We start from the raw sequence: 26,964 nt of genomic DNA on the forward strand, positions 1-26,964 counted from the left end.
ACAACAACTAATTAGAGAGATATTTATCCAATGATTAGATCTATTGATGACTCTAATAAGTATAAATAGCCCGAACTGGTTAGCACTACTTCAACCGTCCTACTCGTATTGAGGGCTTCTTTTATATTTAAATCATCTTTTTATACCAACCAGATCAAACTTTGAGTCATGCTTGCAATCAACAAAACTACTGCTGCAAAACTAATCGTTCTCTGGAATCTTCCTGCACTACTTCTATTAATTGGTGCTTATGAAGTTGGTTCTACCGTATTTGCTTAACTTACAATGACATCATCTGATAACAGTCCAAAGAATTGGTCCGAGTGGAACAACACAAAGCATTTCACTGATTATTCAAGAGATTCAGGAACAGGCAAATTTGTTCGCTTTACCATTGCTGCCTTACTCTTCGTTCCAGTTGGATTCCTCGCTTACATGACTACTATCTAGGCAAAAAATCAGCCGGGAAGTATTGATCTAATACTTTTTATCGGTCTGCAAGTTTGGTGGTTTATTCCAATTACAAGAAAAAGCAACGAGTTAAACAAATACATTATTAATCAGCAATAAGAAAGGAATCAACTTAAAAAACTATATAGAAGATAGATATTTAATCTCAAACAAATTCAATAAGAATAAAAATAAAATAAGCAAAACTAATCCCGTATTAATTCTTTTTGTTTATCAAAATAGGAGTAAAAAACAATATTCATAAGTAGGATTATTTATGTCTTGCGGAAAACCGTTAAAACATGCACAAGAAAAAGTAAAGCCAATAACTAATAATTTCAATTCATTTCCTTTCGAGAAAGAGGGAATGCTATCTTTTTACAAAGATCCATTTAATTCTATCGATTGGAAAAATGAGGGCCTGCAACTTGGCAAGGCTAAGCCGATTGATTAGATCATAATAATTCTTGATTTGCATAATCTAAGTTAAAAGTAAATACCTACAACCAGCTAAGCATGCAAGAAATATTTTTTATAACCAGTACTAATTCTCATTCTTGAGATGAACTTCAACACATCTTGATGTACATTCAACCCCCTCATCATCAAGTGAAAAAGATGTCACACAGGCGAAGTACAATTCAATTGCATCTCTTTCTTCTATGCTTTGACTATTAACAGAAGAACAAGAAGACATTTCTAACCTATTACATAGAACTTACAACTATTTAGCACCAATGTTCGTCATATTTACCCTTCAAAACTTTATATAAATACCTATTTTATACATTCAATTTAATATTGATTACTTGCTAATTTCAAAAACTAACTAAGTAAAAAAGCTGTGTGGTTATAAAAAGAAAAAAGTAACAATAGAAATAATACTTAATCCAAAGTTAATAGAAAATCTCCTATTGTTTTCAAAGTATTAGAAGCTTCATACAAAAATGATAAGGATGACTAATATAGGTCAATCTTATCAATTAGCTCAAAAAAAGAGAAAACATTGATTGAATAAGAGGGTTTTATTCATACCAATAGATTTACTGATTGCTATTTGCCAAATCTTGGTGAGTTTACCCATCCTAGATATCTTATTTAGAAGCTAAATTCTGTCTGTCAGATTTTATCTGATCTTATTTATTGCTCTTTCGAGCAAATACTTATCGCTCTTTTCATGACCACTATTCAGCAGCAGCGTTCTTCGTTGCTCAAAGGTTGGCCACAATTCTGCGAGTGGGTTACTTCCACCAACAACCGTATCTATGTCGGTTGGTTCGGTGTATTGATGATCCCTTGCCTTCTTGCGGCAACAACTTGTTTCATCGTTGCATTTATCGCTGCTCCTCCAGTTGATATCGACGGTATCCGTGAGCCAGTAGCTGGTTCATTCATGTATGGAAACAACATCATTTCTGGTGCTGTTGTTCCTTCAAGTAACGCTATCGGCCTTCACTTCTACCCAATCTGGGAAGCAGCAACTCTTGATGAGTGGCTATATAACGGCGGCCCTTACCAGCTTGTAATCTTCCACTTCCTTATTGGTATCTCTGCATACATGGGACGTCAGTGGGAGCTTTCATACCGTTTAGGTATGCGCCCATGGATCTGTGTTGCTTACTCAGCACCTGTATCAGCAGCTTTCGCTGTATTCCTTGTTTACCCATTCGGTCAGGGTTCATTCTCTGATGGTATGCCTCTAGGAATCTCTGGAACATTCAACTTCATGTTCGTTTTCCAGGCTGAGCACAACATCTTGATGCACCCATTCCATATGGCTGGTGTAGCAGGTATGTTCGGTGGTGCTTTGTTCTCTGCAATGCACGGTTCTTTGGTTACTTCATCACTTATCCGTGAGACCACAGGACTTGATTCACAGAACTACGGTTACAAGTTTGGACAAGAAGAAGAGACATACAACATCGTTGCAGCTCATGGCTACTTCGGTCGTTTGATCTTCCAATATGCAAGCTTCAACAACAGCCGTAGCCTTCACTTCTTCTTGGCTTCATGGCCAGTGATTTGTGTTTGGTTGACATCTATGGGCATCTGCACCATGGCGTTCAACTTGAACGGTTTCAACTTCAACCAGTCTGTAGTTGATACTTCAGGCAAGGTTGTACCAACCTGGGGTGACGTACTTAACCGTGCAAACCTTGGTATGGAAGTAATGCACGAGCGTAATGCTCACAACTTCCCACTTGACCTAGCAGCTGCTGAGTCTACTTCTGTAGCTCTTGTTGCACCTGCAATCGGTTAAGTCTTTAACTTGATTTTTTAAAGCCCTCTTTTAGAGGGCTTTTTTTTTGCAATTTTGGATTTAATAAAAATAAAAGGAGGGCAACAAGAAATTCTTTATATGGAGTTGTAACTGTTAAGTCCTATATCTCAACCTCTATGCAAAACCTATTAGAGGTTTATAAAGAAACAACTGTTTACTACTTATCTTCACGTAGCTCCGCGAAATGAATATATCAAAATTCCTATTAATTGATGCTGTATTAGTAATTGCAGCAATCCCACTTCTATTTTTTGTTTCAGGTGGCAAAAGAAAATCTCCACTTTTACGAAGTTCAAGTAAAGAAGATTTATTGAGAAAAGCCTCATGCAAACTCCCTGACAAAGAAAAGCTTATAGAACTTGAAAAATTCGCAAAAAAACAAGGTAGTGGAATTGAATGCGATTCAATTATTGGAATTTGGAAATTTATATCAATATGGAAAAAAGACATCGACGAGGAAGATCCTGTATTTAGTTCATTGCTTAGAGTCTTCTATGCAAAAATAGAGTTCAAAAGAGACCTTTTAACTGAAAATTCAACTGAATTCTCTGTTATCGCCTCAATTCAATTTGGTATTTTCAGCATTGTTTTTTCAGGAACTGGTTATTTAAAAGGAAAACAACCTTTAGTAGCATTCTGTTTAAATCTAATTGAACTCAAATCAGGTTCAAATATTTTATTGAAAAGATCTCTTAAAGAACCGAAAGAAAAGGAGAAGTCATTTTTTGCCTTGATTGCATTAGAAGAAAACGACGAATTACTTTCAGCCAGAGGTCAAGGAGGTGAAGTCGTGCTTTGGTTGAAAGATTGCATTCATAAGTAAAGAAGTTCAGATTAATCACTAAAGTCATTCATGAATTTTGTATGAACTTCTATTTGCACGCATTTAAATTGAATACTGCTTACAATTGAATTTTAAATGCCCGAAGGACCAGAGATAAGACGCGCAGCAGATAGGATTAGTAAAGTTTTAATTGGCAAAGAAATTATTGAAAGTAATTTTTACTATGAAGGGATAAAAGAGAAAGAGGGGAAAGTCAAAAACAAAAATATCAAAGAGATAACAACTAGAGGAAAGGCAATGATTATTCGTTTCATAAATGATTAGTCAATGTATAGACATAATCAGTTATTTGGAAGATGGACAGTCAATTCTAATACAACAAATATCAAATCAAGAAGAGCTCTTAGAGTAGCTTTCACAACAAATAAACATACTGTCAGATTGTGGTCAGCGACAGATATTGAACTTATTCCAACCGATGAAGAAAGTGAACATTCATTCTTAAAAAAAATTGGGTCCGATGTCCTGAATGAATCATGTAGTTTAGAATTAATAGAAGAAAGATTAACGTCGAAAAGTTTCCATAAAAAGAAAGCCTCAACTTTGATGCTGGATCAGGCTGTCTTTGCTGGATAAGGGAACTACCTTCGCTCAGAAATCTTATTCGATGCAAAAATACATCCAGATGATAGACCGTTTGATCTTGATAAAACGAGAATTACCGAATGGGCAAAATCAATAAAAAACATCTCACAGTTAGCGTATAAAACTGGAGGTTTTACAGTCTCGAAATCATTAGCAGATAGAAACAAAGAGAATGGAGAGCCAAGAAGATCCAATAGACATGCGGTTTTCAGGAGACACCAATATGAATGTTTAAATTGCAAGGATCGTATAGAAAGGAAATGGTATGGGAAAAGGAAAGTTGATTATTGCCCTAGCTGTCAAATTGAAAGAGGTAAAAGCAAACCCTACAGATAATGTTTTTTAGCAATTGGCGAACGATAAAAATTTAGGCAACATGTTTTTTGATGAACGTATATCAAAAGATAGACATACTTAATTATTGATTGGCTTAAAAAAATCGGCTACCAAAAAATTCTTCCTTTTTAGTAAAGCAAATGTTGTCCCCTTATAACCTCTACATACTCGCAATTTATCAGTCAATACGGTTGTATCTAGCCAACCCGTTTGAGTCATTTTTAATTTCTGATAAAAAGACAATGTTTTTTCCAAACAACTGAGGGCCTATTATCCCTGCTTTTTCAAAGGTTACGTTTATTCGTTTTTGATCAATAATATCCAACTTTGCCAAAATATTCGTCGATAAGGCTTTTCCAAGAAATCCCTTAAGACTCAGGAAGTTAAGTCCTCTGCCTTTCTCTAAATCTAATATTTGAAGATTATGTAAAAACGGTGAATAATTTAGAACAGGAGATTTTGAATTACTCCATCTCAATTCCCATACGCCTCTAAGATGGCCCAATTGCTTAATTATGTCTGGAGAAGAATCCTGTTCAGATAGTTTAATCAACTTCTCAAATTTTTTTTTGATTTTGGCGATTGCTCAAGAGTTTCTATTAATTTTGATGTGTTATTCATGATTTAATTAATTGATTATTAGATAAAGTTGATCAAAATCTACTTCTATGAAGTAAAGAGGGTGAAATAGTTTTCACTGGCTTTACTTGAACTAATGAAAGTATGAAATTTTTTTAGGGTTATTTTTGACATGATCTCTTTTTCCGATCTTATTAGATAAAACTAACTTCTAAAAGGAGAGTTATAGTATGCTTTATTAACGGTATAAAGAGTGTAAAGAGAGACAGCTATACCTAAAAATCCAACTACTAAAATTGGTGAAAAAGATGGGAAAGAATAGGTAGGAATAGAAGTCATAATAACCTAAAGATTGCCATTATGTTCTAAAAGATCTGAATATAATATGGCAGGGGTTTTCACGGTAGTAGATCACGGTTAACCCTACAACGGATTAACCCAGAGAAAGGAGGTAATAGCCATCTTGTTTTTTTCTTTGGAGTCTTTAAGAAGTTCTTTCTTTAAATTGATGAGGTATTGGAAAATCTTCTCGTATTTGTTTTAAACGTTTTTTGTAAATAGTTTCGTAATCTGGATCACGGCTTTTATATGCGTTGTAATTTTGCCCTTCAAAATCTTCTTCTTTAATTAACTCTTCTACTTGCTTAATAAGGTCTCTGTAGATATTTGCTCCTACTATCTGTTCTTTAGTAAGTTCGCTTCCATGAGAATCAGCGTATTGAATAATCCCTTTGTAGGTAAAAAGCCATTGTCTCCTTGCCAGTGGATCTAATGCGATAACTTCCTTAACTATAAAACTTGTACAAAGTTTGAACTTTACTTCTAAATCGTTAGTGTCAATCACAAAGGAAGAAAATTATCGCCTCTGGATTGTAGATGGAAATTTCAAATTCATTCATTCGGTTTGAATCCCTCAACAGAAATAGTTTTAATTTCATTATCAATTGAGTGATGTTGATTCATTTTTATTTGGCAAGCTCAATCTTATAAACTGTATCTTAACAATTATTCCTTTTATCCCATTCGATAGCAAAATCACAAGTCATAGCCGCTCCAAGTTTTTCCATATCTAAGACATTCATAAGTAAATGTGATTTATGCTCGTCAACTTTCACTAACTCATAAGCATCCACAAACTCCCTACAAAGATCTTCAAGAAATAAGTTACTAACGTCATTTTCAAAAGAATCAAAAGTACAGCTAAAGGTAGAAACGATAAAAGTATTCATTAAAACTTATTGATAATAGCGTTGCACAATTACCTTGAAATTTCTGTTGGGAATGATATCTCTTCAGGCTCTTCTGACATATCAGGATAATTAATACTTTCGGCTCTACAAGTATGGGTTGGTGAATTTCATTAGAATTTCATGGCCTCTTCGATGATAGAAATCTCTCTGGTGTTTCTTCTAGTAAGTCCACGCAGGTCTAATTGAAAACGTATTACCTCCAATGCAAGCTTGTTAAATCGAAAGGTGGCTTGGACATATCCATGTGAGTAATCAGATTCAAAATATCCAAAACCTTTCAAGTCTTTTACGAGTAAATAGCTATCAAAAATTTTGCTGTACCACCTGATCAGCATACTGTTATCCATAATGTCAGCGATAGCTATACGGGATATGGTCTTAGTTCTTACAGCAAAGTAATCATTAAGGTCTTGGTAAATAGGTAAATAGAATTTCATTAATCCTTTCTAGCTGATCTTTATCTCATAACAAATGTAATATGTAATCTCAATTTTAGGGCTATAAAAAACATAGGAGGCTAAACAGCTTCAATTAATTTATAGGACTGTTGATCGATGGTTTCATTTGCTAGAGCAAGAACAAGATCATTGCTTTCAAGGCTATGGCCTGTGACAGAAAAGCCCATCAAAAATAAAGAAATTGAATTAAACAAGTCCAAAAAGCTGATTACAGATATTGCCGAGCAAAACAAGTGTTTCTTGGAAGCAAGCAAGAATGGTGGACTCTGGTTTTCTTAGGTCATTGACTTCAAGGCAGAATAGAGACCTATCTCTGAATGATTATGGCGGAAGGATTAGGACTAGATATCAAGTCCTCCAAAAACAAGCTAATAGTTATGGGGAAATTTATTTAATTGGAATCACCAAAATAAAAAGAACTATTTTGCTAATTCTTTAAACCAGCAAAGTATTGAAACTTAAAACATCGAATTCTTTTAAAAGAAAATAAATTATTGAACGTCAATTATTTATTTGCCTCTTCTTCAATGTGTTTTTTAAGGGTATAACCATGACAATCAAATGGATATTCAGCCCTAGTCATCTCGCTTGCCTGAGTCTTATCAGCATCATTACCTCTAAATTTTCGACAATCACATATAAAGTCCATCTTTATTCCATCTTTATAATCCTTCACTCTCGCATCTAACCATTCTTTTGCTTGCTCTGGCATCTCATCACAAGCAATCCATGACCCCCAGAACAGTGCATCAAACATTTGTATTGCTTCTGCTCTTTTATTTGGCCCTGCCAGCTCCTCACAAAAATTTCTTACTGGACAGTCTTTTCTGCTGATATAAAACTTTTTAGCTTGATTCTCATAGCCTCTAACATATGTTTTTTTATTATTTACTGCGTCCAAAGCAGCGTTTAATTGATCTCCTCCAAAAGTATTGGTTATTCGCGCTTTATCGATTGATATCTGAACAGTCAGTTCAGTTTCACTTTCATTAGCGACATCATCTCTTCTGACATCAAATTGTCCAAGCACTTCAATTTGTTCAGTCATCTAGGTGAAACTCTTCTTCCATTAGATTGAATGATTTTAATCTAATTTGTTCAAAACGATCTATGGCTTAAAGAGAAAAGTCCTTTTAATTATTAATTGATGCTTCATCCCAATTATCTCGCTTTTTGAAAGAACTTTTCCATTTCTGACTTGGTACTCTAATCCAAAAAGTTGATTGCTTAACTGATCCATTTGACAGACTCTTTTGGAAACTCTTTTTATTTTCCATTTCCTTTGCATACCACCAACAACTTTTTTCCAGTCTTTTTTCCAAATGAGATAAGTGCCTCCTTCATGAACCCATTTATTACATTCTTTTCTAGCCTCTATTTTATCAAAGGTATCTGCATTCAGAGGAGAGAAAAGAATCAAGACTATTACGAGCAATAACGAGCGTTTCATAAAGCAATCATGATTTGAAAGTTCATTGCTCAAACCAAATCAAGTCGTGTAATCCAACTCCCAGATAAGAAAAAGAAGAGTAGGAACCACTTATCAATAAGATTTTCAATATTAATTCAATTTTTTCCAAAGGAAATATCAGATTAACTTTATAAATTTCTAGCTGACTCTTGATTCTGCAGTTATAGCTAAGAAGCTATGACTAATTGATTTTCACACCATTACAGTTTAAGCCGCTGCACTGAAGCTTGAATAAGAGAGATAAAACAAAATGATGAAAGGTTGGAGATGCCTTATCTAGCCCGATGAGAAATATCAATAAAGAAATTAATGTCATTGAAAGATATTGCATCCAGTGAATACCTAGGCTATCTAACCCATAATTATTAAATTCTTTGATCTCCATTAGATTTTTGGAAATACTAACTTAAAAAAATTTAAGTAGTGGCTTTAGTTAAGCGCAGCTTTAGATAAAACTTATTTATTGGCTCCTTTACTGAAAGAATTTTCACGTAGAATTCATCAAAATTTTGAATCAGCGGCTTAAAAGGGTTCATATCCATTGGATTGTCCTATAACTAAACGATTACTGAAGTGCCAATTTGGAATGCACCGGCCAAGAGCAGTAATACAGGAAGGTTCCAAAGGACTAGAACTTTCAAAGCAGTTTTTTTATAAGTTGCTGCAGTCATTTTGACTTGGGGAAGGAATAACTTCAGAGAAAGATAGACCTGAATCTCTGAAAGTCCAATCATAAGAAAATACTTAGTTTGAGTGAGGTTCGGGCGGGGTAGGGCTAACCGTGGAATAAATTTTTCTTATGGATCTGAAACTTTTTAACCCTGCATCATATAAACAAGAAATCCACTGAAAATAGCAAGTTTTCCGACGACAAAGTAAGGAATAAACTTTTTGATTCTTGTTTCAGCTAATGCTTTCGTATTTGAAGTCATATAAGACCTAAGCTCCCAAAAGTGAAACCAACTCCGCAGAAGAAAACAAATTCAGCTAAATCTCTGCATCCTGATGGGATTGAATTTAATGCAACGTTAATTCGTTGAGCCATTTGACCTTGTACTCGCAGGTGAATGTGGAAAGATACTATAAAATTAAGAACAAATACCCAGACACGTGACAGTTTAAAGGTGGGGTTTTCGAGAATTAGTTAAACTTATGATTCATAATCTCTTTCACTTCAACGTAGTTGTAAAAAATCCAACAAACAAAGCTCTCCAAAAATAATGACCCATTGAGAAGAATCCTTTAAAAGCTCTTTTCCTTTATTTTTAATTTATATATGCAAGCCTAAAAAAGAATAGCTTTATAAATCCGATCATGCAGCTTAAAAATTTTATTTTTTCTGACTTATAAATAAGCATTTACAAGTCAAAAAATAGATCACATATAAAAGTTTATTAGTTCCTAATGAATTTTAAGGAGCTGTCTTCAATAAATTTATTTAGCTAAATATTCAATATAATTTTTCAAAGTAAAACCATGAGAATCATCATTACCTTTTACAAAATCAATATCATCAATAAGGTCTAAATTATGTCCCGCCATTAGCTCCTTCACTCTGGCATTAAACCAATCCTTGAGAGGTTTCTCTATTGCATCTTTTTGATGTTGAGACCATAGATAAGTATCAAAAGCTTTTACAGCATCCTCTCTGCTCCACTTTGGTAGACCAAGAAAATGATTTTTAACAGGACAATCTTTTCTATTTATATAGTGTTTTATCGCAGTCTTAGACATCCCTCTTACATACCGTTCTTCTGCATGTGTATTTTTAACTAACAACTGTCCTGCAGTATTTTCATCTTTAACTTGAACCTCCCTCCTAAGATCCTTGAGACCTAAAACTTGTATTGGATCCATAACTAGTTGGCTTTTTTAGTATCACTGAATTTCAACCAAAAACTATTGAATACATTTTTCCAATAATTAATCACAGAATCAGGGATAGGTTTATCTAGGGGCATTTGGTAAAAAGAACTTCAAACATTATTTTTAGCCGCTTTTCATGCCCAGACAGAATTTGTATCACTTCCTCACCATGAACAAATTTGATTTCGCCTGAATAAAGGTTTGCGACTTGAAAAGGTTTGGGGGGAGTTGGGTCTCTAGCTCCTCCAACAAATGAAAAAACTTTCGCAATATCATCTTCTCCAACAAGAACAGTATCTCCAATTTTAACTTTTAAGAATTATGGTCATCCCTCTTTTTCATTTGTTCCGTTTCTGATTAATGGTTTCTTTGGAAAAAAGAACGTGACTAATAGATCAAAAAAATTTCCTAGTGAAACGAATCAACCTCCACCAACATAGATGAGTTGGTTTGCTTGTTTAGAGACTTCAAGGATTGATATCATTCTTTTTAAATTTCCTTGCGATCAAGACAAAAGATAGTGCCCCTAAGACAAGGGCAATATCAACAAGCAAGTGATAGTTGATATCCATTCCTATTTAAGAAAAGGAAGAAATTTGCTGAAGGTTGCAGGAAATGATCCAATGATCAGAGCCATCACTCCAAGAACAACAGCCACAATCGAATCATCTACTAAAAGATCCTTCCAGTTATATTTCATAAAACCATCATATTGCTTATCCTGTTGAATTTTTATGGGATTAAAGATCAGTTTTACCGGACGAGATAAATCTTGCCTGACTGTCGAACTCACCCTCGATTCTAAAAGCAATAGTGATTTCTAAAGCAAAAACCTATGATGATCCCCCATACCATCAAGTGGGTAGTCGTTTTCAAACTGTTCAACAACTTTAGTTGAAACATTAAATTTATTAATTAAGATAGAGATGCTTTTGTTAATCAAACGAGAAAGGAAAGCCATAAAACTTTTCAAGTTGTGTTCGTTATAACCACAAGCCCGATACTTTCAAGTGGTTAATACGGAAAAGAAGTTTTATTTAGGTAGCACAAAAATCTGATTAAGGTTTTCCAACAACTTTTATGCAATGGTTTATTTGTTAGACGAGTGTTTAAATATGCGGGCGAGCTTCGACACTCTTACATAATTTACTTTTTTCTCTCTGACAGTATTACTTACAGGATGCATCACTTCTAGAGGTGGAACTGGAGGAAGCTATCCAGCAGGTTGGAATCCATCTTTTTCTGGTCAACCAGGAACTTTCACTTGTGATGGTGCTTCTTGCCAATATGCTGAATTCTATTGCGAGACAGGTGAACACCCCAACATGTGTGATTGCTAGTTAATTGTCTATGACTTAATTAATTGATAGCCTTTCACGAGGTTATATAGCCCCCATCCAAAAGCTCCAAGGACAAGGCCATAAAAAACAAATGGAACTATTGGATTTTTATACAAAAAAGACCTAACTTTTTTTTGAATATTTTCTTTATCAAGTACAGGCAACTTTAACTCAACTGGTTTTTCTCTTGGAGGGAGTCCCAGTTCTTTTCTTCTTTTAGCTTCTCCCATAAAAAAAGAGGACGTAATCCTCTAAAGATAAATCGGAGTTGGTCTTTGGCTTAAAAAGATTTAGACGGTTTAATAAAAAAAATCATTCATTAAGCATGACTGAAAAAGTTTACCCAAAAGAATATGAGGCCGTATGGGAATCTGTTTTAGATTGCGTGGATGGGCTGAAAGAAGAGTTCAGTTGGTCAAAAGATGTAATTGCCAAGATGCTTAGAGAACTTGCTGAAAAAGTAGAAAGCGAAGAGGGCTAAAAAAAGACTACAATAGTCTCATCAAGTTAACGACTTAGCTCTGCTAGCAACTGCTAGCTCAGGTCTAAGAAGTAAAAGACCTCCCCTAAAAAGGAGGTTTTTTTGCAGATAGTGCTCTGGTTAGTGATATGAATTGACAATCTCTTTGATTTTCTAAGCATTCACTCAACCTAGTTCTCCTTTATCCAAATTTATTGGTATTGGTAATTCGTATAGATTTTCAGCGCCACCAACATTTTTTTAATTAGCAAATTTTATACATGCGAAATACATTATGTGAATACTCTCTAAGTAAAACAAATAATTAATTCTAGAAAGGGATAATTAAATCTATTCTGAGCAAATGGGGCAGGAGCTTAATCATCAAGAAATAGCGAGAAATTTAGCAAAGGCTATGGCAGACAAAGCAAATGAAAATGAACTTAGAAGGTTGTACGAAGAGACAATGTTTCAGCAGTTCATCTCAATGGAAAAAAGTGAATTATCTGAGCTTTTATGGCATGGATAATCAAACTCACACAGTTGGGTTTTAGAATTTAAAAAATCTTTTTTTAGCAAATCATGCAATATCTTTTTGGTCTTACTCTTTCAGAAATGGGAATAAGTCCTTTATTAGTCGCCATAATAATTTCCTTTAGCATTTTATTTATCGTTGCCTTTGGTCTTAGCTCAAAGAATATGGATAGTGATGGAATTATGAATTGGATGATGAAAAAGCCTGAAGACTGGATAGGAAATAAAAAGTCATAACGCATCCGTCAAACTTTCTTGTTCAATATCCTTTAACTTTAGGTTTATATCTTGCAATCTATTTTTAGCCATAGAAATATATTCTTCTGCACCGTATCTTCCTTAAAAGGTTTTAGTTTCTCCTTTAAAAAAATCCTTGTACATTTTTATATCACTCTGCCATTGATCTCTAGCTACAATTAAAGATTTATATTGTCTAGTCATTTTGGATATTCATCGTTTAGTTGAATTAACCATAGACATAACAAAACATGAAATAAAAGAAATTATATTTGCACTCAAGCGTCCCATAGGAGTTGAGATTGATAAAGATCTTTCAAAATTCCTAACTAAATCTAATCTTGACTCCTTGATAGTCTTTTCACCTCTGGTATTTAAAATGTCCTCTATGATTTCATGCATTTGCTCATGCATAGGGTGTGAATTGTTAATACTCCAATATCTATCTAAAGCATGAAGCTTACTATTACTAAAACACTCCGCTCGACTCTTAAAGAAAATACAATCAGCAGATGACATGAACATATACTGTCTCAGACTTGAAAAATATATATTTCATTTTCGCTCCTATACCTAAAGACAGTCTAGAAAAAATGAAACACAATCTTGTTTCTTAATTACATCAAGGCATCGTGATGTAAATGCTTCATATGCTGGTGGGATTCCACTAAGTAAGATCGAGGCTGTTATGGATCACACCACAGAAGTGAATCATCAAAGTTATGCAAGATACATTCCAAACGGTACGGCTGATCTGTATGCCAAGCGCAACTCGAGGGTCGCATAAATATGGAAAAAGACTCAAGTCGCTCAAATACTTTGCTCCTCTAGTTCAGATAGTTCTATGCCCTGTAACTATTATGTTTTTATGGGCTGTGTTTACAGGTCCTGAAGTAACCCTTGAAGTAAATGAAGAATTAGTTCGTAAAGAATAGACAAAGGTCTAATGTTTACATCTCATCAAGGTTGACATGATAGACGTATGAAAAGTTTTTTTTAGTTATGCCATAGCATTTCTTTTTATCTTTATCGCACTTTCATCACAAGTTCATGGTTTTCAAAATGAATCGATCCTAGATAAATCCCAAATAATAATTGCAAATAAATACGCAGAGAGATTTTACAGTGCTAAAGCCGATCATTTTTTTGAAGGGTTAGACTATATGCCATTACAAATCTTGCAGTCCTTGGAATTTTTCTTTATGTCACTTATAGAATGACCAGAAAATAAAAACCTTTATATGAAAAATCAATAACAAAAAAATATAGTTAATTTATTTAAAACGTGAGATGTTCTTAAAACAGAAATTAATTAGCCGAATTTAGAAGCAACAAATATTGCAAGTATAGATAGCTTTGCAGCGATGCCAAAAGCGATTATTTTTCCAAAACTTGAACCATCTCTTGTTTTGGAGGTATCAGCTGAAGTCATGAGAAAGAATTAATTGAACTTCAAGCGGAGTTAAATCACTATTTTCTAATCCCCAAAGCTCACCATTGTCGGAAGCTTCAAGAATGGATTCGTAAAAATCAGGTGAAAAATTTGAAGGCATTGTTTTAATTAAACGATTACAGAAGTAGCAACATCAAATGAACCTGATGCGAGTAGAAGAGCAGGGATGCAGAAGAGAGTTAGGAACTTAGCTGTTGAGGAATTATCGATTGAAGTCATGTCAGGTAGAGGGAGATAATTTTTCGGTAATACAGGGATTGAACATTACATTCACCGATGAGTTGAGTATAAAAAGTACTCTTGAAATGATGATGTTCGGTTGAGGTAGTGCTTTCCACGCCCTTCCACAGATAGGAGGAGTAGACCAAAGGTCTAGCAGGGAGGATAAACTAAATCATATATAGTTTTGTTCTTGATCTTCTTGTTCCAATAATCGAAAATCGACAAAAAATATTGCGGCTGATGAGACTAAGATTAAAACAGTTCAGCCCAGCAAAAAAGTGTATCTTTTTAGATATGCTAGTCAAAATTGTATAGTCTACACAAGGAGAAAACTGGTATCAATAAGGAAGCTTAATTGCAATTTTTTAACTGACTGATCTATATTTAATATTGTTCTGGAGTAGACATTTGAAAGATCGAGGCAGAGTTAATAACTAAGAGTATTCCAAACATTATTGCGTGATGTGGAGTAAAGATAATGGTGCAGATCCCCGCGTGAAGATAAGAAGTTAAGGAGGTAGTGCGTTGTAGTAAAAATACGACTTTTTTTTAGGGAGTTCTACACACCGACAGGACATACAGATCGATTAGAAAGTTAACGTGTATGAAAAATTTGAAAATGTTTACTTTCTCCAGCATTCCTAAATCAAAAATGACTGATCTTTGACGTAACAAAAGCCGACAAAGAAAAAGCATACAAACATGTTCAAAACCATTTATCCAGCTTCATGAAATCATCTGACTTTTATCTCTCATTTTTTTCCCGTAGACCACTCGAAATGAGTTTGTTTTTTGTTTATTGCGGAGCATTAGCTTGTTTCGTTAGTTCTATAGGTCATTACTAATAAATAAAATGAATTCTTCTAATGATTTATTTCAAAAGCCAATAGCAATGACATTTGCTTTTGTTGTCTGTACTTATTTAGCTGATTCTTTGGTAGGTAGTTTTGTATGAAAATTCCAACTATTAGCCTTAAAAGAGTCCTTGAAGTGACAATGAATGATGCTGTAAAAAGAATAAATGAGCTAGATGGACTGAATGAAAAAGCACTAAGAGAGGAGTACAAAGAATGGATTGAAGCAAGTGAAGGCAGCAAAGACCAGCCACATGTCCTTTATGCCAACCAAATCAATATTGAACAAAGTTAGCTCATAAAAAAAGATCAATAAGATACTTAATTTCAGGAAGTATCGACAACTCAAAAAAAAGCAAAACTTTTAGACAAAAAGGAATAATTGATTCACTCAAAATACTATAGACACATTAATAGTGCTAAGTAAATAGCTGATCTATACGAATTACTCCTCCAAATGTGAGGCGTTGACTTAAGCCAATCTTACAAAGTTACAACCCAAGTCATTAGTATATAGACAATGATTATCGTTTTAGCGAGGGTATATAGATCCTTACTTCGACTATGGATTCTTGCACCAAAGATATTCATAGATATGCTTTCGCAATGGTTAAGGCCGCAAGGTCAATGCCAGCTGATATTGCAGAAAAGCTCGATCACATAAAGCAATTAAGATTTAATGTTCAATTAAAGGTATTAAGAAAAAGAATCAACAGACGATCAAATTAGGTAGACCTATTTATGTTTATATTGTAAAAACTTTTCCTACTTCCGGGATATAGGAGTAAAGATATAAAGATCAAGCCAACAGTGGAAAGTCTAAGATTGATTGGATCAAGTTAGATTGACAATCGCTCAACAATCATTTTTGCCTAACGGAAAAATTGTTGATTTTAGGTAAGAAAGCCTCAATCATTTAATCATCTTGATAACTAAGTTTACTAGGCAATTTTTTTCTAAAAATTAGACTCCAAGAAAATAACATTCAGATGCCTGATTATATAATCAACGAACTGGTTTAAATACAGACTCAGGACGTATGTTTCGTTTGTATAACGCTTCATTTAAACGCTTACCTAATGCTGATGGAATGGCATATTGGTTTAATCAGTTTAGCTCTAGAGCAAACTCCATCAGAGTCGTTGCATCATCATTTCTAGGTTCAGCTGAATTTGTTGAGTGATTTGGAGATAACGTTTCTGATTCCACCTATGTGAATACTCTCTACAAAAATGTCTTAAAGAGAGATGCTGATACAAGAGGCCTAAACTATTAGTTATGAAAACTTAATAGTGGAGCAGAAACAAGATTTGAAGTTTTACTTGGCTTCTCTGAATCAGCAGAGAATAAAACTCTTTTTATTGAAATGACGAGGTTTGGTTAACCTTTGCAGGGTTGGGGAAACTACTACTAAGAGGGGCAAATAGCCTTTCTTTTTTAGTCTTGTTGCTGATAATTACTGTTTAAGAGATACTACCGTTAGTCGGTGGAGTAATGAAACTTCTTTTTCAGTCAGTTTCTTTTGATCGAGTAAACATATAATCTTCCCATGCATCATAGTCGTGATTGCATAACGCTCTTATAGCCTGATTCTTTAAACTTTCTTCGTAGTTCTTGGCATCATTAAGCGAGTCAAATCTTGTACCGTCAAAAGATTCGTAGATAGTAATTTCTTTGACCACATTTTCATATCACCCTTCTATATCATTAAACAAATAATTGATTAATGACAAGTTTTAGCTAAGACCTGAAAAGAAAAAATACCAAATGAAAACGATTGCGTTTAGGCCAAAGGTCACTGAAATCCCAATGATCTTGAATTTCATTCCAACATCATTCGAACCAGAATTTAATTTCACGTCAGGCATCGTTATTCTCCTTTGATTGATTTGAGGCCTTCTCGAGAAACTCGACAAATTCTTTTTGTTTTGGAGTAAGTTCCTCGTTCTCTTTCTTCCCTTTTTTGATTAATGGATTGTTTGGGAAAAAGAATGTAACTATTCGCCCAAAGTAAAAAGCTCCTAATAAAACAAAACCACCACCACCCACATAAATCAGCAGGTTGGTTTGTGTAGAAGTTGCAAAAATTGGAACCATTAATCCTATTTTTCCGTAAACGAAAATTGGAAAAGGACTGATCTAAATCAGCCCTAGTTATATAGAGAGCCATCGACTGTCGACCTTCTTTATTCAATCAGAAAGGGTTATTTATTCAGTCGGGACAGTGGTCTTTTTACCTTTAGCTCCCGCTGAGGCGCTAAAAACCACCATCTCTTCATCACCATTGTTTTGACAATAATGAGGAGTATCTTGGGATGAAGCGAAGCTTTCACCAGCTCCTAATGTCAGTGATTGTCCGTCACTAGTTTCACAATAAATGCTTCCTTTCTGTACATAAATAATCCCAGGCTGTGGATGTAAATGAAGAGATGTTTTAAAACCAGGTTGAGCAGTTATTTTTTCAAGTTTCATTTCTGCTTTCCCTCTTGGGTACCTAAAAGAATCTCCATTCCACGATTCAGTTGCACTGATAAGAGTTTCTACTACTACTGGTTCAAGGGATGTTTGCTTCTTTGGACTACAGGCAACTATTGGGATAGAAATTCCTGCTGTTAGTGCAAGAAGTAAAATGCGTCGCATAAAGGTATATAAATACCAGCTCGTTATAGCTGATCTAGGTCAATCAGACATCTATTAAAAAAGGGATGACATAAAAACCCGAACTGGTTAGCCCTACCTGAACCGGCCTGTAAGAATATGGGCATAACACTTGTGTTGTACACATCTTCACAAATCATCCAGAAACAACTTTTAGCCATACTTGCATTAAACAAATCTACCGCACCTAAAATATTAGTTCTCTGAAATCTTCCTGTACTTCTTCTATTGGCAAGTGCTTGTGAAGTTGGATCTAAAGTAATGGTTTAAGCTGATAATTATTTTTTACTTCTACGATTTGCTTTTCGAGTTCCGCCGTATCTATATCCCTCAGTGTTAGTAGATTCTTGCCAACAATTCTTACAAGTAATGATCCAATCTTTTTGTTGAGCATTGACCACTCGATATTGCACTAGGCCGTTCTTTTTACAAATATCGCAAAACATTTTGCTGGTTAGATTCGGTTAACCAGAGCTAAAAGCTGTGGATAAGTTAGATGTTCAAATGGTTAACTTATCTGAGATAGTTATATGTCAGACAACTGTTAATTGAGGACGATAACTAGTTGGCTTCTGGGGAGGAGCACTAACGTTTTAAATTCACAGATCCACCCTTTAAAGCTCAGTAATAAAAAGAGTGGGCCTGTGATTTCTCAAAAGTAGTAAGAACTAAAGCTATTCAACTGCGTAGAGATAAATACTCGTTCAGGATAAACTTTAGATTCTTTATAGAAAGTCGTTAGTTGATGTGGTTATTCATAAAGACTTTATCGTTTTGTTTTTATATAAAAATTCTCTAAGGTGCTTTTATAAGTAATTAATTTTTGGATGCCTAACCCATTATTTGCAGTACCACTCAATATGGGTACAGGTACTTGGATCGTAACGATTGTTGCTGGTTTAAGTTTTGTCGTGATGTTTGGTATTGCTTCTGCCTTTGGCGACTTCAAAGGGTTGATCAATACAACATTAGAAAATGATTCAATTGCAAGAGAGAACAGGCAAAACAAAAAATAAAAAGGACTTAGCCAAGTCAGTACCGATTTTCTAGAGAAACCCTTCTTCTTTTATGTGATGCATCATTGAACTAGCAACAAAAAGAGGCATGATGATGAAAATATTCTTTTTGTAGACATGGTCTTAATGAGATTGATTAAGGTGGATAAACGATTAGCTCAGCGTATTCAAAAAAAATTAAATTTCAGCAACTATCAAATGCTTTGCCTTAGTTGGTCAATCGGTTTAGTAATGGGAATAGCTATTGCAATTCTCTTTTTCTAAATCATCTTGGGAAAAGACAATACGTTTAAGTGGTTCTTAATCACCTATTTAGCAATTCCAATCTTTCTCATAATTACTGTTTACGGATATTTAATTCTTAAGTGATGGATGATTATAGTCTTGGCTTTTTATTTTCAATTTTTTGTTTTAAAGCCATTAGCAGGCTTGAAGAACAAGATTTGATTACTATCGCTCCGACATGTGGAGTTGTAAAAAGATTGGAAAATATATGCAGTTGTAACTACAACAGTTAGGAGGTGATATATGAATATAGCTTAGTAACGAGCATAGAAGGTGAAAATATATCACCGATAAATTTCTCCAGTCTGAAGAAAGGCTTTTTATTAGTTTTGGTTGGAGTAGATGTAGTTGTTACATGCACTGACGAAGTCTTTTAACGAGGATTGTTGAAAATCCAATAAATAAACCAGTTGGTATTGCCAAGCTTGCAATAATTACTGCTTCGTTAACTCCGTTCATGGTTATACCTAGAAAATTTTTGGGAAGAGAGGACAGGATTTCACCAACTGTCCACCGTTCTAATGATGATGCTTCTGTATCACGCCATCATAAAAAAACTGTAAAAAGAACTTTTCTCACCTTGATGTTCGGTTGAGGTAGGGCTTTCCTATCTATTTTTTTGTTGTTTTACTGAGAGTTCTATATTGATTAGTAATTTCATGTTTTTTCAATTGGCGCCATTGTTAATCCTCTGCTGATCAATTGCTGGTGATATAACTCTGCCTGTTCAAAGGGGCCTCTCCATACTTCCGCCAAACCTTCCCTATCTACTTCGACTGCAAGTTGCCATGATCTTTTTTCACTCATTCCTGGAATGATTGTCACTAGACAATTTGCTACATGTTCAAACGTATTAAAATTATCATCAAGCACTATTATCCTTGCTTCTGGATATTTTATTTTTATTGTCTTTGGATCTAAGACTGTAGTAGTTGAATTGGTTGAAAATTTCATAGCTGTTGCTGCTGTTAGGTGCAAAACATCCTTCAACATTTAGGTAGTTGTCTAAGCATTTAAAAGCTCTCTTTATTCTTCCCTTTTCCACTCCCTGTACCATTGACGATCATCAAGCCATCTAATAAGAGGCCAATTAATGAGTATGGATGCAAACAGAACTCCAAAAGTAGAAAATCTTCCTGAATTAATAACGAATAGAAGAGTTGGAGGTATGGACATGATTAATGCTGTAAGGCATGCTCTTCTAACGGACATTTTTGTTCTCATAATAAGATCTTATCCTTTTTTGGACCTACAACTATTCGGCTTGAGCAATAAGTAAATAACCTGACAGCGTTAATACTCAACTTACAATTTTTTTTAGACAAATACTGTTAGATGCGATCAAAATGCTCTTACAGGTCCTTACTTCGACTATGGATTCTCATAAAGAAACTCATAGGTATGCTTTCGAGCTAGTAAAAGCAGCAAGGTCAATGCCAGTTGATCGGGCTGAAAAACAACCTCATATTCAAGAAATAAGAACTCAATATCAAAAACAAGCCTTAAAACTTAGAACAAATAAAAAGTTCAGCTAATCGTGTATTAATTCTGACTTCCCGAATTCTCTACAAGGGATATGATTTAGATTCAAACATTTAAAATTAATGCTTCAAAAGATCATTAGTCTCATAGCCTTTATGGCTTTTTCATTGATGAGTTTTTCACCTATTGCTATTGCAGTTGAAGATAAACCCCCTGTGGATGTACAAGAACTTTTCACAAGCACAAAGCCAATTTATGGAGAGTCATTTACATATCCCGAAGGTAAAGGAGAAATGCGTCTTTATAAAGTTGATGTTCAACCAGGTGGTGTCGTTCCCCTTCATTTTCATGAGGCACCATTAACCAGCTATATCGAAGAGGGTCAATTAACGCTGAAGACGAAGAAAGGTAAGAGCACAACTTTTCGTGAGGGAGATTCTTTTGTATTGTCAGCTGATACTCCTCCTCATACCATGGCGAATAATGGGAAAGTACCAGCAGTCATGTGGGTAACTGTTGCTGCAGCTGAAGGAGTTCCTACTCTCACCAATGTTGAAGGATAAATATTTTCGATTTCCATCAAATTGATATTTGTATAAAAGGGGCTGACTTAGGTCAGTCTTTTTTTTATGTGATGCCGTATGAACTAGCAAAAGGCTTATCAATCCAAAATTTGATCCCAAGTAATTCTTTAGTGATAGAAATAAGCTCTCTTTAAAAAAGTTTCTCAATAGGCTTTGGTGGTACGTGCTTACTTTTACATGTGATGATTGATTGGACTAGAATAGCTAGAAAGGGTTTGTGAAACGCCTTATCCTTTCACCTTTACTTCTTTTCCTTGCCTCACCCGCACAAGCAGAGATGATAGAAAAAAAAACTGCTGAGTTCTTTATGAAGGCAGCTGACTTTGCTGCATTAAGATGAGATTGATCAGTTCTAGGCTGATTTATATATAGTGAATATTTTCCTTACATTATTTTTGGTTATATCTGCATGTAATCTAAAACCAGTCCATGGAGAGGAAAGATTACCAATAAATGGTTTAAATTTAGGTATATATGAAAAAGGAACATATCTAGGGATATTTACAAATTTAAATGATAACGATCAGCTAGATTTTAGACTAAATTACCTTAAGATACCAATAGGAAAATATGATATTGGTTTGTCTGAAAGTATTAAGTTAAATTTTTTATCTTTTGGTGCACAATTTAATTATAGAAAATATTTTCAGGCTAAAAGATATCAGGGGTTCTTCACACAAGTTGGAATAGAATTAAATCATTATTCTTTATACTCCAGAATCAATTTATCTGAATTAGAATACCAAATGGGAAATCTAACCGTTATATGTCCATCTTGTAGTTCTCTTGATTTACATATTAAACCCAAAGCTATAAAATTAATACCTAGTCTATCTCTTGGCTGGACAAAAAGATTAACAAAAAATATATCATTGGACTCATCTATTGGAGTGCAATATCTTAAGATTAATAATGCAGAATGGGAGTATAATTCTAATTCTGTATTACCTTTTTTTGTAAGGGATGAAATAGAGGATGCAGTTGAAGAAACAAATTCACAAATTCAAAAATTATCACCTATATTTCCTACTGCAAGAATAAATCTTTCGTATTACTTCTAATATAATAAATCAAATGCAAATAATTATACCAATAGATGCATTTTTATATAAGTTTAGTCAAACATCTAAAATCTATTATGCAATTTTAATTGAGCACATATTTGAGGCCCTTTTTCATATACTCCAATTACGATAGAGTCTATTTTGTTTGCTTTGTCAGGGTCCTGCAGAGCAGTGGTGGAAGAAATCTAAAGAAGAGAGATAAGAAAAAACTGAATCAATCGGCAGCTTTATATATATAAGTCAAGCGAAAATTAATATTAATTAATAAAATAGCTTTACTAGATTATCTATACAGTAAGTTAGACTGCCAACCTAACAGATTCAGGTAAAAAACCATAGTGTCTGAGATTTCATTCAAAACACTTTCAAATTCAGGAGTAACTTTTACACCTAGTGAATATTCCATTGGTGATTCAATAGAATGGATGAACAGCCATATCCAAAATATTCAAAGGGAAATAAATTTAGTTGACGAAAGTCCTAATCAGTTGAAAATTGATTCAGCTAAAAATACTATTGATTACACCTCAGCTTTAAGCGATTTACCTCGACTTTCATTTACACTTACTATAGGCGATGATTTCAACTTAAGAACTGTATCTGAATCAGGATATGATACAAATATTGCTTTTAAAGAATACTCTGAAAATAATACTGGCTCCATAGGAACAGAAGTCAATGGTTCGATATCTTTTAATGAGATTGATATAGATATAAATTTAAATGGCACACAATTATGTAAAGCAAACCTGATTGGAAGTTTTTCCATCAATACAGTGACTAACAATGTAGATCTTTCTTCAAATATATCTAAGTTGAGTTTCGTATCATCTAATGGAGAGGAGATTTCATATAAAGGAAACCTTTCATTTTCAAGTAATGACGAGAGTTCTAAAGATTATTTCAACTATCTAACTAACTCATCAGACATTATATATGGCACACAATATAACGATAATATTAATTCTGGCTCTGGTGCTGACGCAATATATTCCTATGGAGGCAATGATCTTATAGATGGAGGTTTAGGAATTGATACTGTCAAGCTCACGGGAAAATTTGAAGAGTATATTTTTGCACGGTCAACAAACTCCCTTAAAACTACCGATAAAGGATCGAATCGTAGTACTCCAGATAGAGACGGTTTGTTTAATGATGGAACAAATACTCTCACAAATATTGAATATATTCAGTTCTCAGATCAAACCGTAGAAGAATCCAAAGTAGACGTTATTAAAACTTATAGCGGTAAATTTAGTGATTATAAGTTCTATAATAAAAGAGACGGAGTCTATCAAATCAAAACTGATTCTGGGTATGACGACATCACGGGTTATCCATCCTTACAATTTACGGGAGAAGCAAGTACGAGCGCCTTCCGTGATGTGAGTGCCATCGTTGATATCAAAGGAACATTTGATCAAGTCACAGGGTTAAACACAGATTCAGGTCGTATGTTCCGCCTCTATAACGCTTCCTTCAAACGCCTTCCTGATGCGGATGGATTAAAGTACTGGATTGATAATTTTAGTTCTGGTATAAATACAATCAGAGTCGTTGCATCCTCCTTTTTAGGTTCAGCTGAATTTAAACAACGTTATGGAGACGATGTAACCGATTCAAGCTATGTAAATACTCTCTATAAGAATGTTCTAGGTCGTGATGCTGATACAGGAGGCTTAAACTATTGGCTAGGCCAATTGAATAGTGGAGCGGAAACAAGATATGAAGTACTCCTTGGATTTGCAGAATCAGCTGAGAATAAAGCACTCTTTACTGACATGACTGGGTTTGGTTGATAGTCGTACTACGCACGGCTCCCTTTTTAAGAAATAATTTGAGGATATATTCGATCCTCAATCATGTTCTTCTTTATTTATTAGCCCAAGAGCAGGGCTTTGAATATTTTCTATAAATAGTTGCATGACCTTCGTTGACCAAGTTTTGCTGCAAGTTTATTCCATCGATTGTGAGCTCTGCCACTGTTCTTCCATACCGATCCTCCGTAACTCTACGAATATTGGCTTCTTTCCCTTTTACTAAATTATTTAAATAGTCTCTTGCAGCTTTCGCAGGGATAGGATCTGACCTTCTTCCTCTGATTTCTGGAGTATCAATACAGGCAAGTCTAATTTTTTCGCCTTGTGAGGTTGTACAAGTATCACCGTCATAGCAGCTTTGAATGGTTACGGAACCGATTTCAGGTTTGTTTGATTTTCGCCCCAAAGTCTCACATGCCTCTCCATCATTATCTCTATCTAAATAAGAATGCCCCTCAATTAATAATTGCTGTGCTTTAGACCAATCCCCAATATCACCACATTTATATTTCTTTTTCAGTTGAATTATCTTATGGCATTCAGGAAATGGTGTGAGTTCCGATTTTTCAATACTGCAAGTTATTTGACCTTTGTTAAATTGATAGTGAAACGAGGGGTTAGATTTATATGTAGTAGGTATTAAATTGATAAAGCCGTGAACTGGGTTGCCATTACAACTATTTGAATAATCGGAATCTATGTCATAGCCACGGATATTGATTTGCGAGAAATTTAGAGTCTCATTTAAAGCTTTATTTGCTTCACATTCAGACTTGATTCTTAAAATACTATTTTGGGCGATTACTTTTTCGGACTTACGTGTGATATCTAAGATTTTAATAAGACTTGTGCTGATTAAAACTGCCAGCACTGCTATGACAACTAATAACTCAATTAAAGAGAAGCCTTTCTCTCCTCCTTGATTCAATAGTTTTCTAATAAGTTTTTGCCTTAAGCTCACATCCATCTAGGTAATTTAGTGAGTGTGCTTCGGTCTGTTTTTAATTATGAAAAAATCTTTATAAGTCTTTTAATAAGATTTGCTCAGATTTTAATAATCATTAGGATCATATAAGACCCTATAAATTTTTTTGATAGAAGCAATCCTCTCAAGCACATTTAAGATTCTTCTGTGTTTTGCAATTCCAAGCTGTATGTTTTTAATTCAGCTTTTGAATGATAGTGAAAAAAAGAAATCAAGCTATTATCGAAGGCGAGCTTTTGCATATTCAGCACTTCTTTTTATTATTACAGATTTTATTCCACTAATATTTGATTCTATAAATAATATTTCTAATGCCCCCTTTTTAGCGCGTGAAAATGCTATCGGTGCTTTACCTTGGCTAATTCTTATTATTAAGGGATTAGAAAAAGGTTTTGAGATAGATAAATCAGATCGTGGTTTCTTTTATTCAATTTGGGAACCTTTCTCAGATAAATCTGAAAAAATGAATAACAGAGAAAGTAAAACTAATATAAAGTATAAAGATATAAACATTCAGAATGAAAAAAAAGTTTATGATTCTCAATCTCCCTTAGGTTTATTTTCTAATAAAAAAATTAATTCGTTTGAAAAGGAAAGGACAAGTAAAAAAGATAGGAAGGACAACTCTGATTTATTAAATATAGATATGGGTTCCCAAGTCTTGGAGAGAGTTGATTTCATATTAAGTGAATCATATGATAAAGATTATTCAGATATACATATTGAACCAAATGAAAATAATTACAAAATACGTGTTAGAAAAGATGGCATACTTCAAAGTTTGATATATATAAAAAGCTTAGAAGGAGTTCAATTAATGGCATGTTTAAAGAATTTAGCGGATATGGATGTGTCTGAAAAAAGAGCTAGTCAAGATGGGAAAATTTATAAAAAATATAAAGGCAAAAAACTTGAATTTAGATGTTCGACTGTTCCGGTGAGAAATGGTGAGTCTATGGTTTTAAGACTTTTGAAAAGTGATTCGTTTTTGCTAGATTTAGACACTTTAATTAATTTGTCATATGTAAGAAACTCTTTTAGGGATTTAATTAGCTTACAAAATGGAATTATTATTGTTTGTGGTCCAACTGGATCAGGTAAATCCACAACTCTTGCTGCTGCTTTGAGAGAGATAGACAATGGAGAGATAAAGATAGTTACAGCTGAGGATCCAATTGAATATGCTTTAGGCGGAGACATCGTTCAAACACAAGTTAATAAAGCTAAAAATCAGACATTTCCATATCTTCTCAGAACATTTATGAGACATGATCCTGATGTTATATTGATTGGAGAAACACGTGATCCGGAGACTGCGAATGCCTCCATGGATGCATCAGAAACAGGACATCTAGTTTTTACAACATTACATGCAAATAGTGCTGCAAGTTCGTTAACCAGATTGCTAGATATGGAGATACCAAAGTATAAATTAAATGCTTCGGTTAGGGGCGTTTTAGCTCAAAGACTAGTGCGTTGTGTTTGCAAGTCCTGTAGTGAGTTACGAGAAATAAAGGAAGAAGATTCAAATAAAACTGGTATTAAATGTAATACATTAGTTAGATATGCCTCAGTCTTACCAGAAGAAAAAAGAAATATTAATAATACAATGTATTGTGAAGAATGTATGGGTACAGGCTATAAAGGAAGAATTGGAGTTTATGAGCTGCTAATTATTGATAGGAAAATAAAGAATGCTATTTTAAAGGGAATGACGGATCTTGAAATAGAAGATATTGCAATAGAAGATGGAATGATAACTCTAAGAGAGTACGGTAAACAACTAATCTATAATCAATTAACTACTGTTTCGGAGCTTGAAAGAGTTTGCAAAATATAATACATTTTAA

The 26,964-nt window shown here is 34.2% G+C and carries 40 protein-coding genes and 2 pseudogenes; 22 read left to right on the forward strand and 20 right to left on the reverse strand.

Annotated elements, in window-relative coordinates:
- Positions 1-285: 285 nt before the first annotated feature.
- Both EW15_RS10825 and EW15_RS10830 read left to right on the forward strand, forming a co-directional pair.
- Entirely contained in the window at positions 286-450 is a 165-nt protein-coding gene (locus EW15_RS10825) for a hypothetical protein (RefSeq protein ID WP_156095753.1), read from the forward strand.
- A 277-nt stretch (positions 451-727) separates the two neighbouring features.
- Positions 728-904 (forward strand): hypothetical protein, encoded by a 177-nt coding sequence (locus EW15_RS10830; protein ID WP_156095754.1) that lies wholly within the window; start codon positions 728-730, stop codon positions 902-904.
- Between the two features lie 90 nt (positions 905-994).
- Here EW15_RS10830 and EW15_RS11190 read toward each other — a convergent pair whose 3' ends face one another.
- Positions 995-1,147, reverse strand: a complete 153-nt coding sequence (locus EW15_RS11190) for a hypothetical protein (RefSeq protein ID WP_197049643.1) — start codon at positions 1,145-1,147, stop codon at positions 995-997.
- Positions 1,148-1,627: 480 nt separating this feature from the next.
- Between EW15_RS11190 and psbA the strand changes: the two genes are divergently transcribed.
- From psbA to EW15_RS11450, 4 genes are all read left to right on the forward strand, one after another.
- Positions 1,628-2,710 (forward strand): photosystem II q(b) protein, encoded by a 1,083-nt coding sequence (psbA, locus tag EW15_RS05715; RefSeq protein WP_011294225.1) that lies wholly within the window; start codon positions 1,628-1,630, stop codon positions 2,708-2,710.
- 205 nt (positions 2,711-2,915) lie between these two features.
- Positions 2,916-3,554 (forward strand): hypothetical protein, encoded by a 639-nt coding sequence (locus EW15_RS05720; RefSeq protein ID WP_038653029.1) that lies wholly within the window; start codon positions 2,916-2,918, stop codon positions 3,552-3,554.
- A gap of 96 nt (positions 3,555-3,650) precedes the next feature.
- A complete protein-coding gene (locus EW15_RS11445) occupies positions 3,651-3,839 on the forward strand; it encodes a DNA-formamidopyrimidine glycosylase family protein (RefSeq protein ID WP_225866520.1) in 189 nt (62 codons plus the stop codon).
- A gap of 3 nt (positions 3,840-3,842) precedes the next feature.
- Entirely contained in the window at positions 3,843-4,151 is a 309-nt protein-coding gene (locus tag EW15_RS11450; RefSeq protein WP_225866521.1) for a hypothetical protein, read from the forward strand.
- A 423-nt stretch (positions 4,152-4,574) separates the two neighbouring features.
- Here EW15_RS11450 and EW15_RS11590 read toward each other — a convergent pair whose 3' ends face one another.
- From EW15_RS11590 to EW15_RS05745, 5 genes are all read right to left on the reverse strand, one after another.
- The gene (locus EW15_RS11590) at positions 4,575-4,715 is read right to left on the reverse strand and encodes a PAP/fibrillin family protein (RefSeq protein WP_255327209.1); all 141 of its coding nucleotides are present in this window, start codon (positions 4,713-4,715) and stop codon (positions 4,575-4,577) included.
- A complete protein-coding gene (locus EW15_RS05730) occupies positions 4,675-5,049 on the reverse strand; it encodes a PAP/fibrillin family protein (protein WP_255327210.1) in 375 nt (124 codons plus the stop codon). The genes EW15_RS11590 and EW15_RS05730 overlap by 41 nt, the downstream gene beginning before the upstream one ends.
- 510 nt (positions 5,050-5,559) lie before the next feature.
- Positions 5,560-5,919: a hypothetical protein gene (locus EW15_RS05735; protein ID WP_038653032.1), complete on the reverse strand. Its 360-nt coding sequence runs from the start codon at positions 5,917-5,919 to the stop codon at positions 5,560-5,562.
- A 154-nt stretch (positions 5,920-6,073) separates the two neighbouring features.
- Positions 6,074-6,304, reverse strand: a complete 231-nt coding sequence (locus EW15_RS05740) for a hypothetical protein (protein ID WP_038653035.1) — start codon at positions 6,302-6,304, stop codon at positions 6,074-6,076.
- 131 nt (positions 6,305-6,435) lie between these two features.
- Positions 6,436-6,672, reverse strand: coding sequence for a hypothetical protein (locus tag EW15_RS05745; protein ID WP_225866522.1), 237 nt, complete (start codon positions 6,670-6,672; stop codon positions 6,436-6,438).
- A 328-nt stretch (positions 6,673-7,000) separates the two neighbouring features.
- Between EW15_RS05745 and EW15_RS10835 the strand changes: the two genes are divergently transcribed.
- Positions 7,001-7,222, forward strand: coding sequence for a hypothetical protein (locus tag EW15_RS10835; RefSeq protein ID WP_156095755.1), 222 nt, complete (start codon positions 7,001-7,003; stop codon positions 7,220-7,222).
- A 66-nt stretch (positions 7,223-7,288) separates the two neighbouring features.
- On the opposite strand, the gene EW15_RS05755 is transcribed toward EW15_RS10835, so the two are convergent.
- The 6 genes and pseudogenes from EW15_RS05755 to EW15_RS05780 form a co-directional block, all read right to left on the reverse strand.
- The gene (locus tag EW15_RS05755; RefSeq protein WP_038653044.1) at positions 7,289-7,831 is read right to left on the reverse strand and encodes a hypothetical protein; all 543 of its coding nucleotides are present in this window, start codon (positions 7,829-7,831) and stop codon (positions 7,289-7,291) included.
- Between the two features lie 60 nt (positions 7,832-7,891).
- Complete coding sequence (locus tag EW15_RS05760; RefSeq protein WP_038655228.1) at positions 7,892-8,233, reverse strand: hypothetical protein; 342 nt, start codon at positions 8,231-8,233, stop codon at positions 7,892-7,894.
- Between the two features lie 1,455 nt (positions 8,234-9,688).
- Positions 9,689-10,111: a hypothetical protein gene (locus tag EW15_RS05765; protein WP_038653046.1), complete on the reverse strand. Its 423-nt coding sequence runs from the start codon at positions 10,109-10,111 to the stop codon at positions 9,689-9,691.
- Between the two features lie 94 nt (positions 10,112-10,205).
- A pseudogene (locus tag EW15_RS10525) lies at positions 10,206-10,427 on the reverse strand (hypothetical protein); the annotation flags it as partial.
- Positions 10,428-10,694: 267 nt separating this feature from the next.
- Complete coding sequence (locus tag EW15_RS05775; RefSeq protein ID WP_038653053.1) at positions 10,695-10,913, reverse strand: hypothetical protein; 219 nt, start codon at positions 10,911-10,913, stop codon at positions 10,695-10,697.
- 555 nt (positions 10,914-11,468) lie between these two features.
- A complete protein-coding gene (locus tag EW15_RS05780; protein WP_011823953.1) occupies positions 11,469-11,690 on the reverse strand; it encodes a DUF2839 domain-containing protein in 222 nt (73 codons plus the stop codon).
- 95 nt (positions 11,691-11,785) lie between these two features.
- Here EW15_RS05780 and EW15_RS11195 point away from each other — a divergent pair, with 95 nt between their 5' ends.
- The 3 genes from EW15_RS11195 (at position 11,786) to EW15_RS05790 (ending at position 12,691) form a co-directional block, all read left to right on the forward strand.
- Positions 11,786-11,941, forward strand: coding sequence for a hypothetical protein (locus EW15_RS11195; protein WP_197049644.1), 156 nt, complete (start codon positions 11,786-11,788; stop codon positions 11,939-11,941).
- A gap of 343 nt (positions 11,942-12,284) precedes the next feature.
- Positions 12,285-12,449: a hypothetical protein gene (locus EW15_RS11200; RefSeq protein WP_197049645.1), complete on the forward strand. Its 165-nt coding sequence runs from the start codon at positions 12,285-12,287 to the stop codon at positions 12,447-12,449.
- A gap of 53 nt (positions 12,450-12,502) precedes the next feature.
- Positions 12,503-12,691: a hypothetical protein gene (locus tag EW15_RS05790; protein WP_038653060.1), complete on the forward strand. Its 189-nt coding sequence runs from the start codon at positions 12,503-12,505 to the stop codon at positions 12,689-12,691.
- A gap of 213 nt (positions 12,692-12,904) precedes the next feature.
- Here EW15_RS05790 and EW15_RS05795 read toward each other — a convergent pair whose 3' ends face one another.
- Positions 12,905-13,210, reverse strand: coding sequence for a hypothetical protein (locus EW15_RS05795; RefSeq protein ID WP_225866523.1), 306 nt, complete (start codon positions 13,208-13,210; stop codon positions 12,905-12,907).
- Positions 13,211-13,449: 239 nt separating this feature from the next.
- Between EW15_RS05795 and EW15_RS05800 the strand changes: the two genes are divergently transcribed.
- The gene (locus tag EW15_RS05800; protein WP_156095756.1) at positions 13,450-13,626 is read left to right on the forward strand and encodes a hypothetical protein; all 177 of its coding nucleotides are present in this window, start codon (positions 13,450-13,452) and stop codon (positions 13,624-13,626) included.
- A 483-nt stretch (positions 13,627-14,109) separates the two neighbouring features.
- On the opposite strand, the gene EW15_RS11595 is transcribed toward EW15_RS05800, so the two are convergent.
- Positions 14,110-14,244, reverse strand: coding sequence for a hypothetical protein (locus EW15_RS11595; RefSeq protein WP_255327211.1), 135 nt, complete (start codon positions 14,242-14,244; stop codon positions 14,110-14,112).
- Positions 14,245-15,317: 1,073 nt separating this feature from the next.
- On the opposite strand from EW15_RS11595, the gene EW15_RS05805 reads away from it, so the two are divergent.
- From EW15_RS05805 to EW15_RS11460, 4 genes and pseudogenes are all read left to right on the forward strand, one after another.
- Complete coding sequence (locus EW15_RS05805) at positions 15,318-15,515, forward strand: hypothetical protein (protein WP_038653069.1); 198 nt, start codon at positions 15,318-15,320, stop codon at positions 15,513-15,515.
- A gap of 269 nt (positions 15,516-15,784) precedes the next feature.
- Complete coding sequence (locus EW15_RS11205; protein ID WP_197049646.1) at positions 15,785-15,949, forward strand: hypothetical protein; 165 nt, start codon at positions 15,785-15,787, stop codon at positions 15,947-15,949.
- Positions 15,950-16,259: 310 nt separating this feature from the next.
- Positions 16,260-16,403: a DUF4214 domain-containing protein gene (locus EW15_RS11455; RefSeq protein WP_081930461.1), complete on the forward strand. Its 144-nt coding sequence runs from the start codon at positions 16,260-16,262 to the stop codon at positions 16,401-16,403.
- Between the two features lie 15 nt (positions 16,404-16,418).
- Positions 16,419-16,604, forward strand: a pseudogene (locus EW15_RS11460) (DUF4214 domain-containing protein); the annotation flags it as partial.
- A gap of 476 nt (positions 16,605-17,080) precedes the next feature.
- Here EW15_RS11460 and EW15_RS05810 read toward each other — a convergent pair.
- The 3 genes from EW15_RS05810 to EW15_RS11210 form a co-directional block, all read right to left on the reverse strand.
- Positions 17,081-17,317: a hypothetical protein gene (locus tag EW15_RS05810; protein WP_038653072.1), complete on the reverse strand. Its 237-nt coding sequence runs from the start codon at positions 17,315-17,317 to the stop codon at positions 17,081-17,083.
- Positions 17,318-17,428: 111 nt separating this feature from the next.
- Positions 17,429-17,860, reverse strand: a complete 432-nt coding sequence (locus EW15_RS05815) for a cupin domain-containing protein (protein WP_038653075.1) — start codon at positions 17,858-17,860, stop codon at positions 17,429-17,431.
- 271 nt (positions 17,861-18,131) lie between these two features.
- Entirely contained in the window at positions 18,132-18,272 is a 141-nt protein-coding gene (locus EW15_RS11210) for a hypothetical protein (protein ID WP_197049647.1), read from the reverse strand.
- A gap of 433 nt (positions 18,273-18,705) precedes the next feature.
- Here EW15_RS11210 and EW15_RS05820 point away from each other — a divergent pair, with 433 nt between their 5' ends.
- The gene (locus EW15_RS05820; protein WP_038653078.1) at positions 18,706-18,894 is read left to right on the forward strand and encodes a hypothetical protein; all 189 of its coding nucleotides are present in this window, start codon (positions 18,706-18,708) and stop codon (positions 18,892-18,894) included.
- A gap of 942 nt (positions 18,895-19,836) precedes the next feature.
- On the opposite strand, the gene clpS is transcribed toward EW15_RS05820, so the two are convergent.
- A complete protein-coding gene (gene clpS / locus EW15_RS05825) occupies positions 19,837-20,133 on the reverse strand; it encodes an ATP-dependent Clp protease adapter ClpS (protein WP_038655231.1) in 297 nt (98 codons plus the stop codon).
- Positions 20,134-20,205: 72 nt separating this feature from the next.
- Entirely contained in the window at positions 20,206-20,391 is a 186-nt protein-coding gene (locus tag EW15_RS10845; RefSeq protein WP_156095757.1) for a hypothetical protein, read from the reverse strand.
- A gap of 161 nt (positions 20,392-20,552) precedes the next feature.
- Between EW15_RS10845 and EW15_RS11215 the strand changes: the two genes are divergently transcribed.
- From EW15_RS11215 to EW15_RS05845, 5 genes are all read left to right on the forward strand, one after another.
- On the forward strand, positions 20,553-20,714 hold the full coding sequence (locus EW15_RS11215; protein ID WP_011295103.1) for a hypothetical protein: 162 nt from the start codon (positions 20,553-20,555) through the stop codon (positions 20,712-20,714).
- Between the two features lie 69 nt (positions 20,715-20,783).
- Positions 20,784-21,224 carry a cupin domain-containing protein gene (locus tag EW15_RS05835; protein WP_038653085.1) on the forward strand — a complete coding sequence of 147 codons (441 nt, stop codon included), beginning with the start codon at positions 20,784-20,786 and terminating at the stop codon, positions 21,222-21,224.
- A gap of 238 nt (positions 21,225-21,462) precedes the next feature.
- Positions 21,463-21,585, forward strand: a complete 123-nt coding sequence (locus tag EW15_RS11600; protein WP_255327212.1) for a hypothetical protein — start codon at positions 21,463-21,465, stop codon at positions 21,583-21,585.
- Positions 21,586-21,616: 31 nt separating this feature from the next.
- Positions 21,617-22,306 (forward strand): hypothetical protein, encoded by a 690-nt coding sequence (locus EW15_RS05840; RefSeq protein ID WP_038653087.1) that lies wholly within the window; start codon positions 21,617-21,619, stop codon positions 22,304-22,306.
- 341 nt (positions 22,307-22,647) lie between these two features.
- Positions 22,648-24,108 (forward strand): DUF4214 domain-containing protein, encoded by a 1,461-nt coding sequence (locus EW15_RS05845; RefSeq protein ID WP_052041175.1) that lies wholly within the window; start codon positions 22,648-22,650, stop codon positions 24,106-24,108.
- Positions 24,109-24,181: 73 nt separating this feature from the next.
- On the opposite strand, the gene EW15_RS11220 is transcribed toward EW15_RS05845, so the two are convergent.
- Entirely contained in the window at positions 24,182-25,096 is a 915-nt protein-coding gene (locus EW15_RS11220) for a thermonuclease family protein (protein WP_081930462.1), read from the reverse strand.
- Between the two features lie 187 nt (positions 25,097-25,283).
- Between EW15_RS11220 and EW15_RS05855 the strand changes: the two genes are divergently transcribed.
- Positions 25,284-26,954, forward strand: coding sequence for a GspE/PulE family protein (locus EW15_RS05855; RefSeq protein WP_052041176.1), 1,671 nt, complete (start codon positions 25,284-25,286; stop codon positions 26,952-26,954).
- Positions 26,955-26,964: the final 10 nt, after the last annotated feature.

Origin of the sequence: Prochlorococcus sp. MIT 0801 (genome assembly GCF_000757865.1) — a bacterium.
Classification (GTDB): Bacteria; Cyanobacteriota; Cyanobacteriia; order PCC-6307; family Cyanobiaceae; genus Prochlorococcus_B.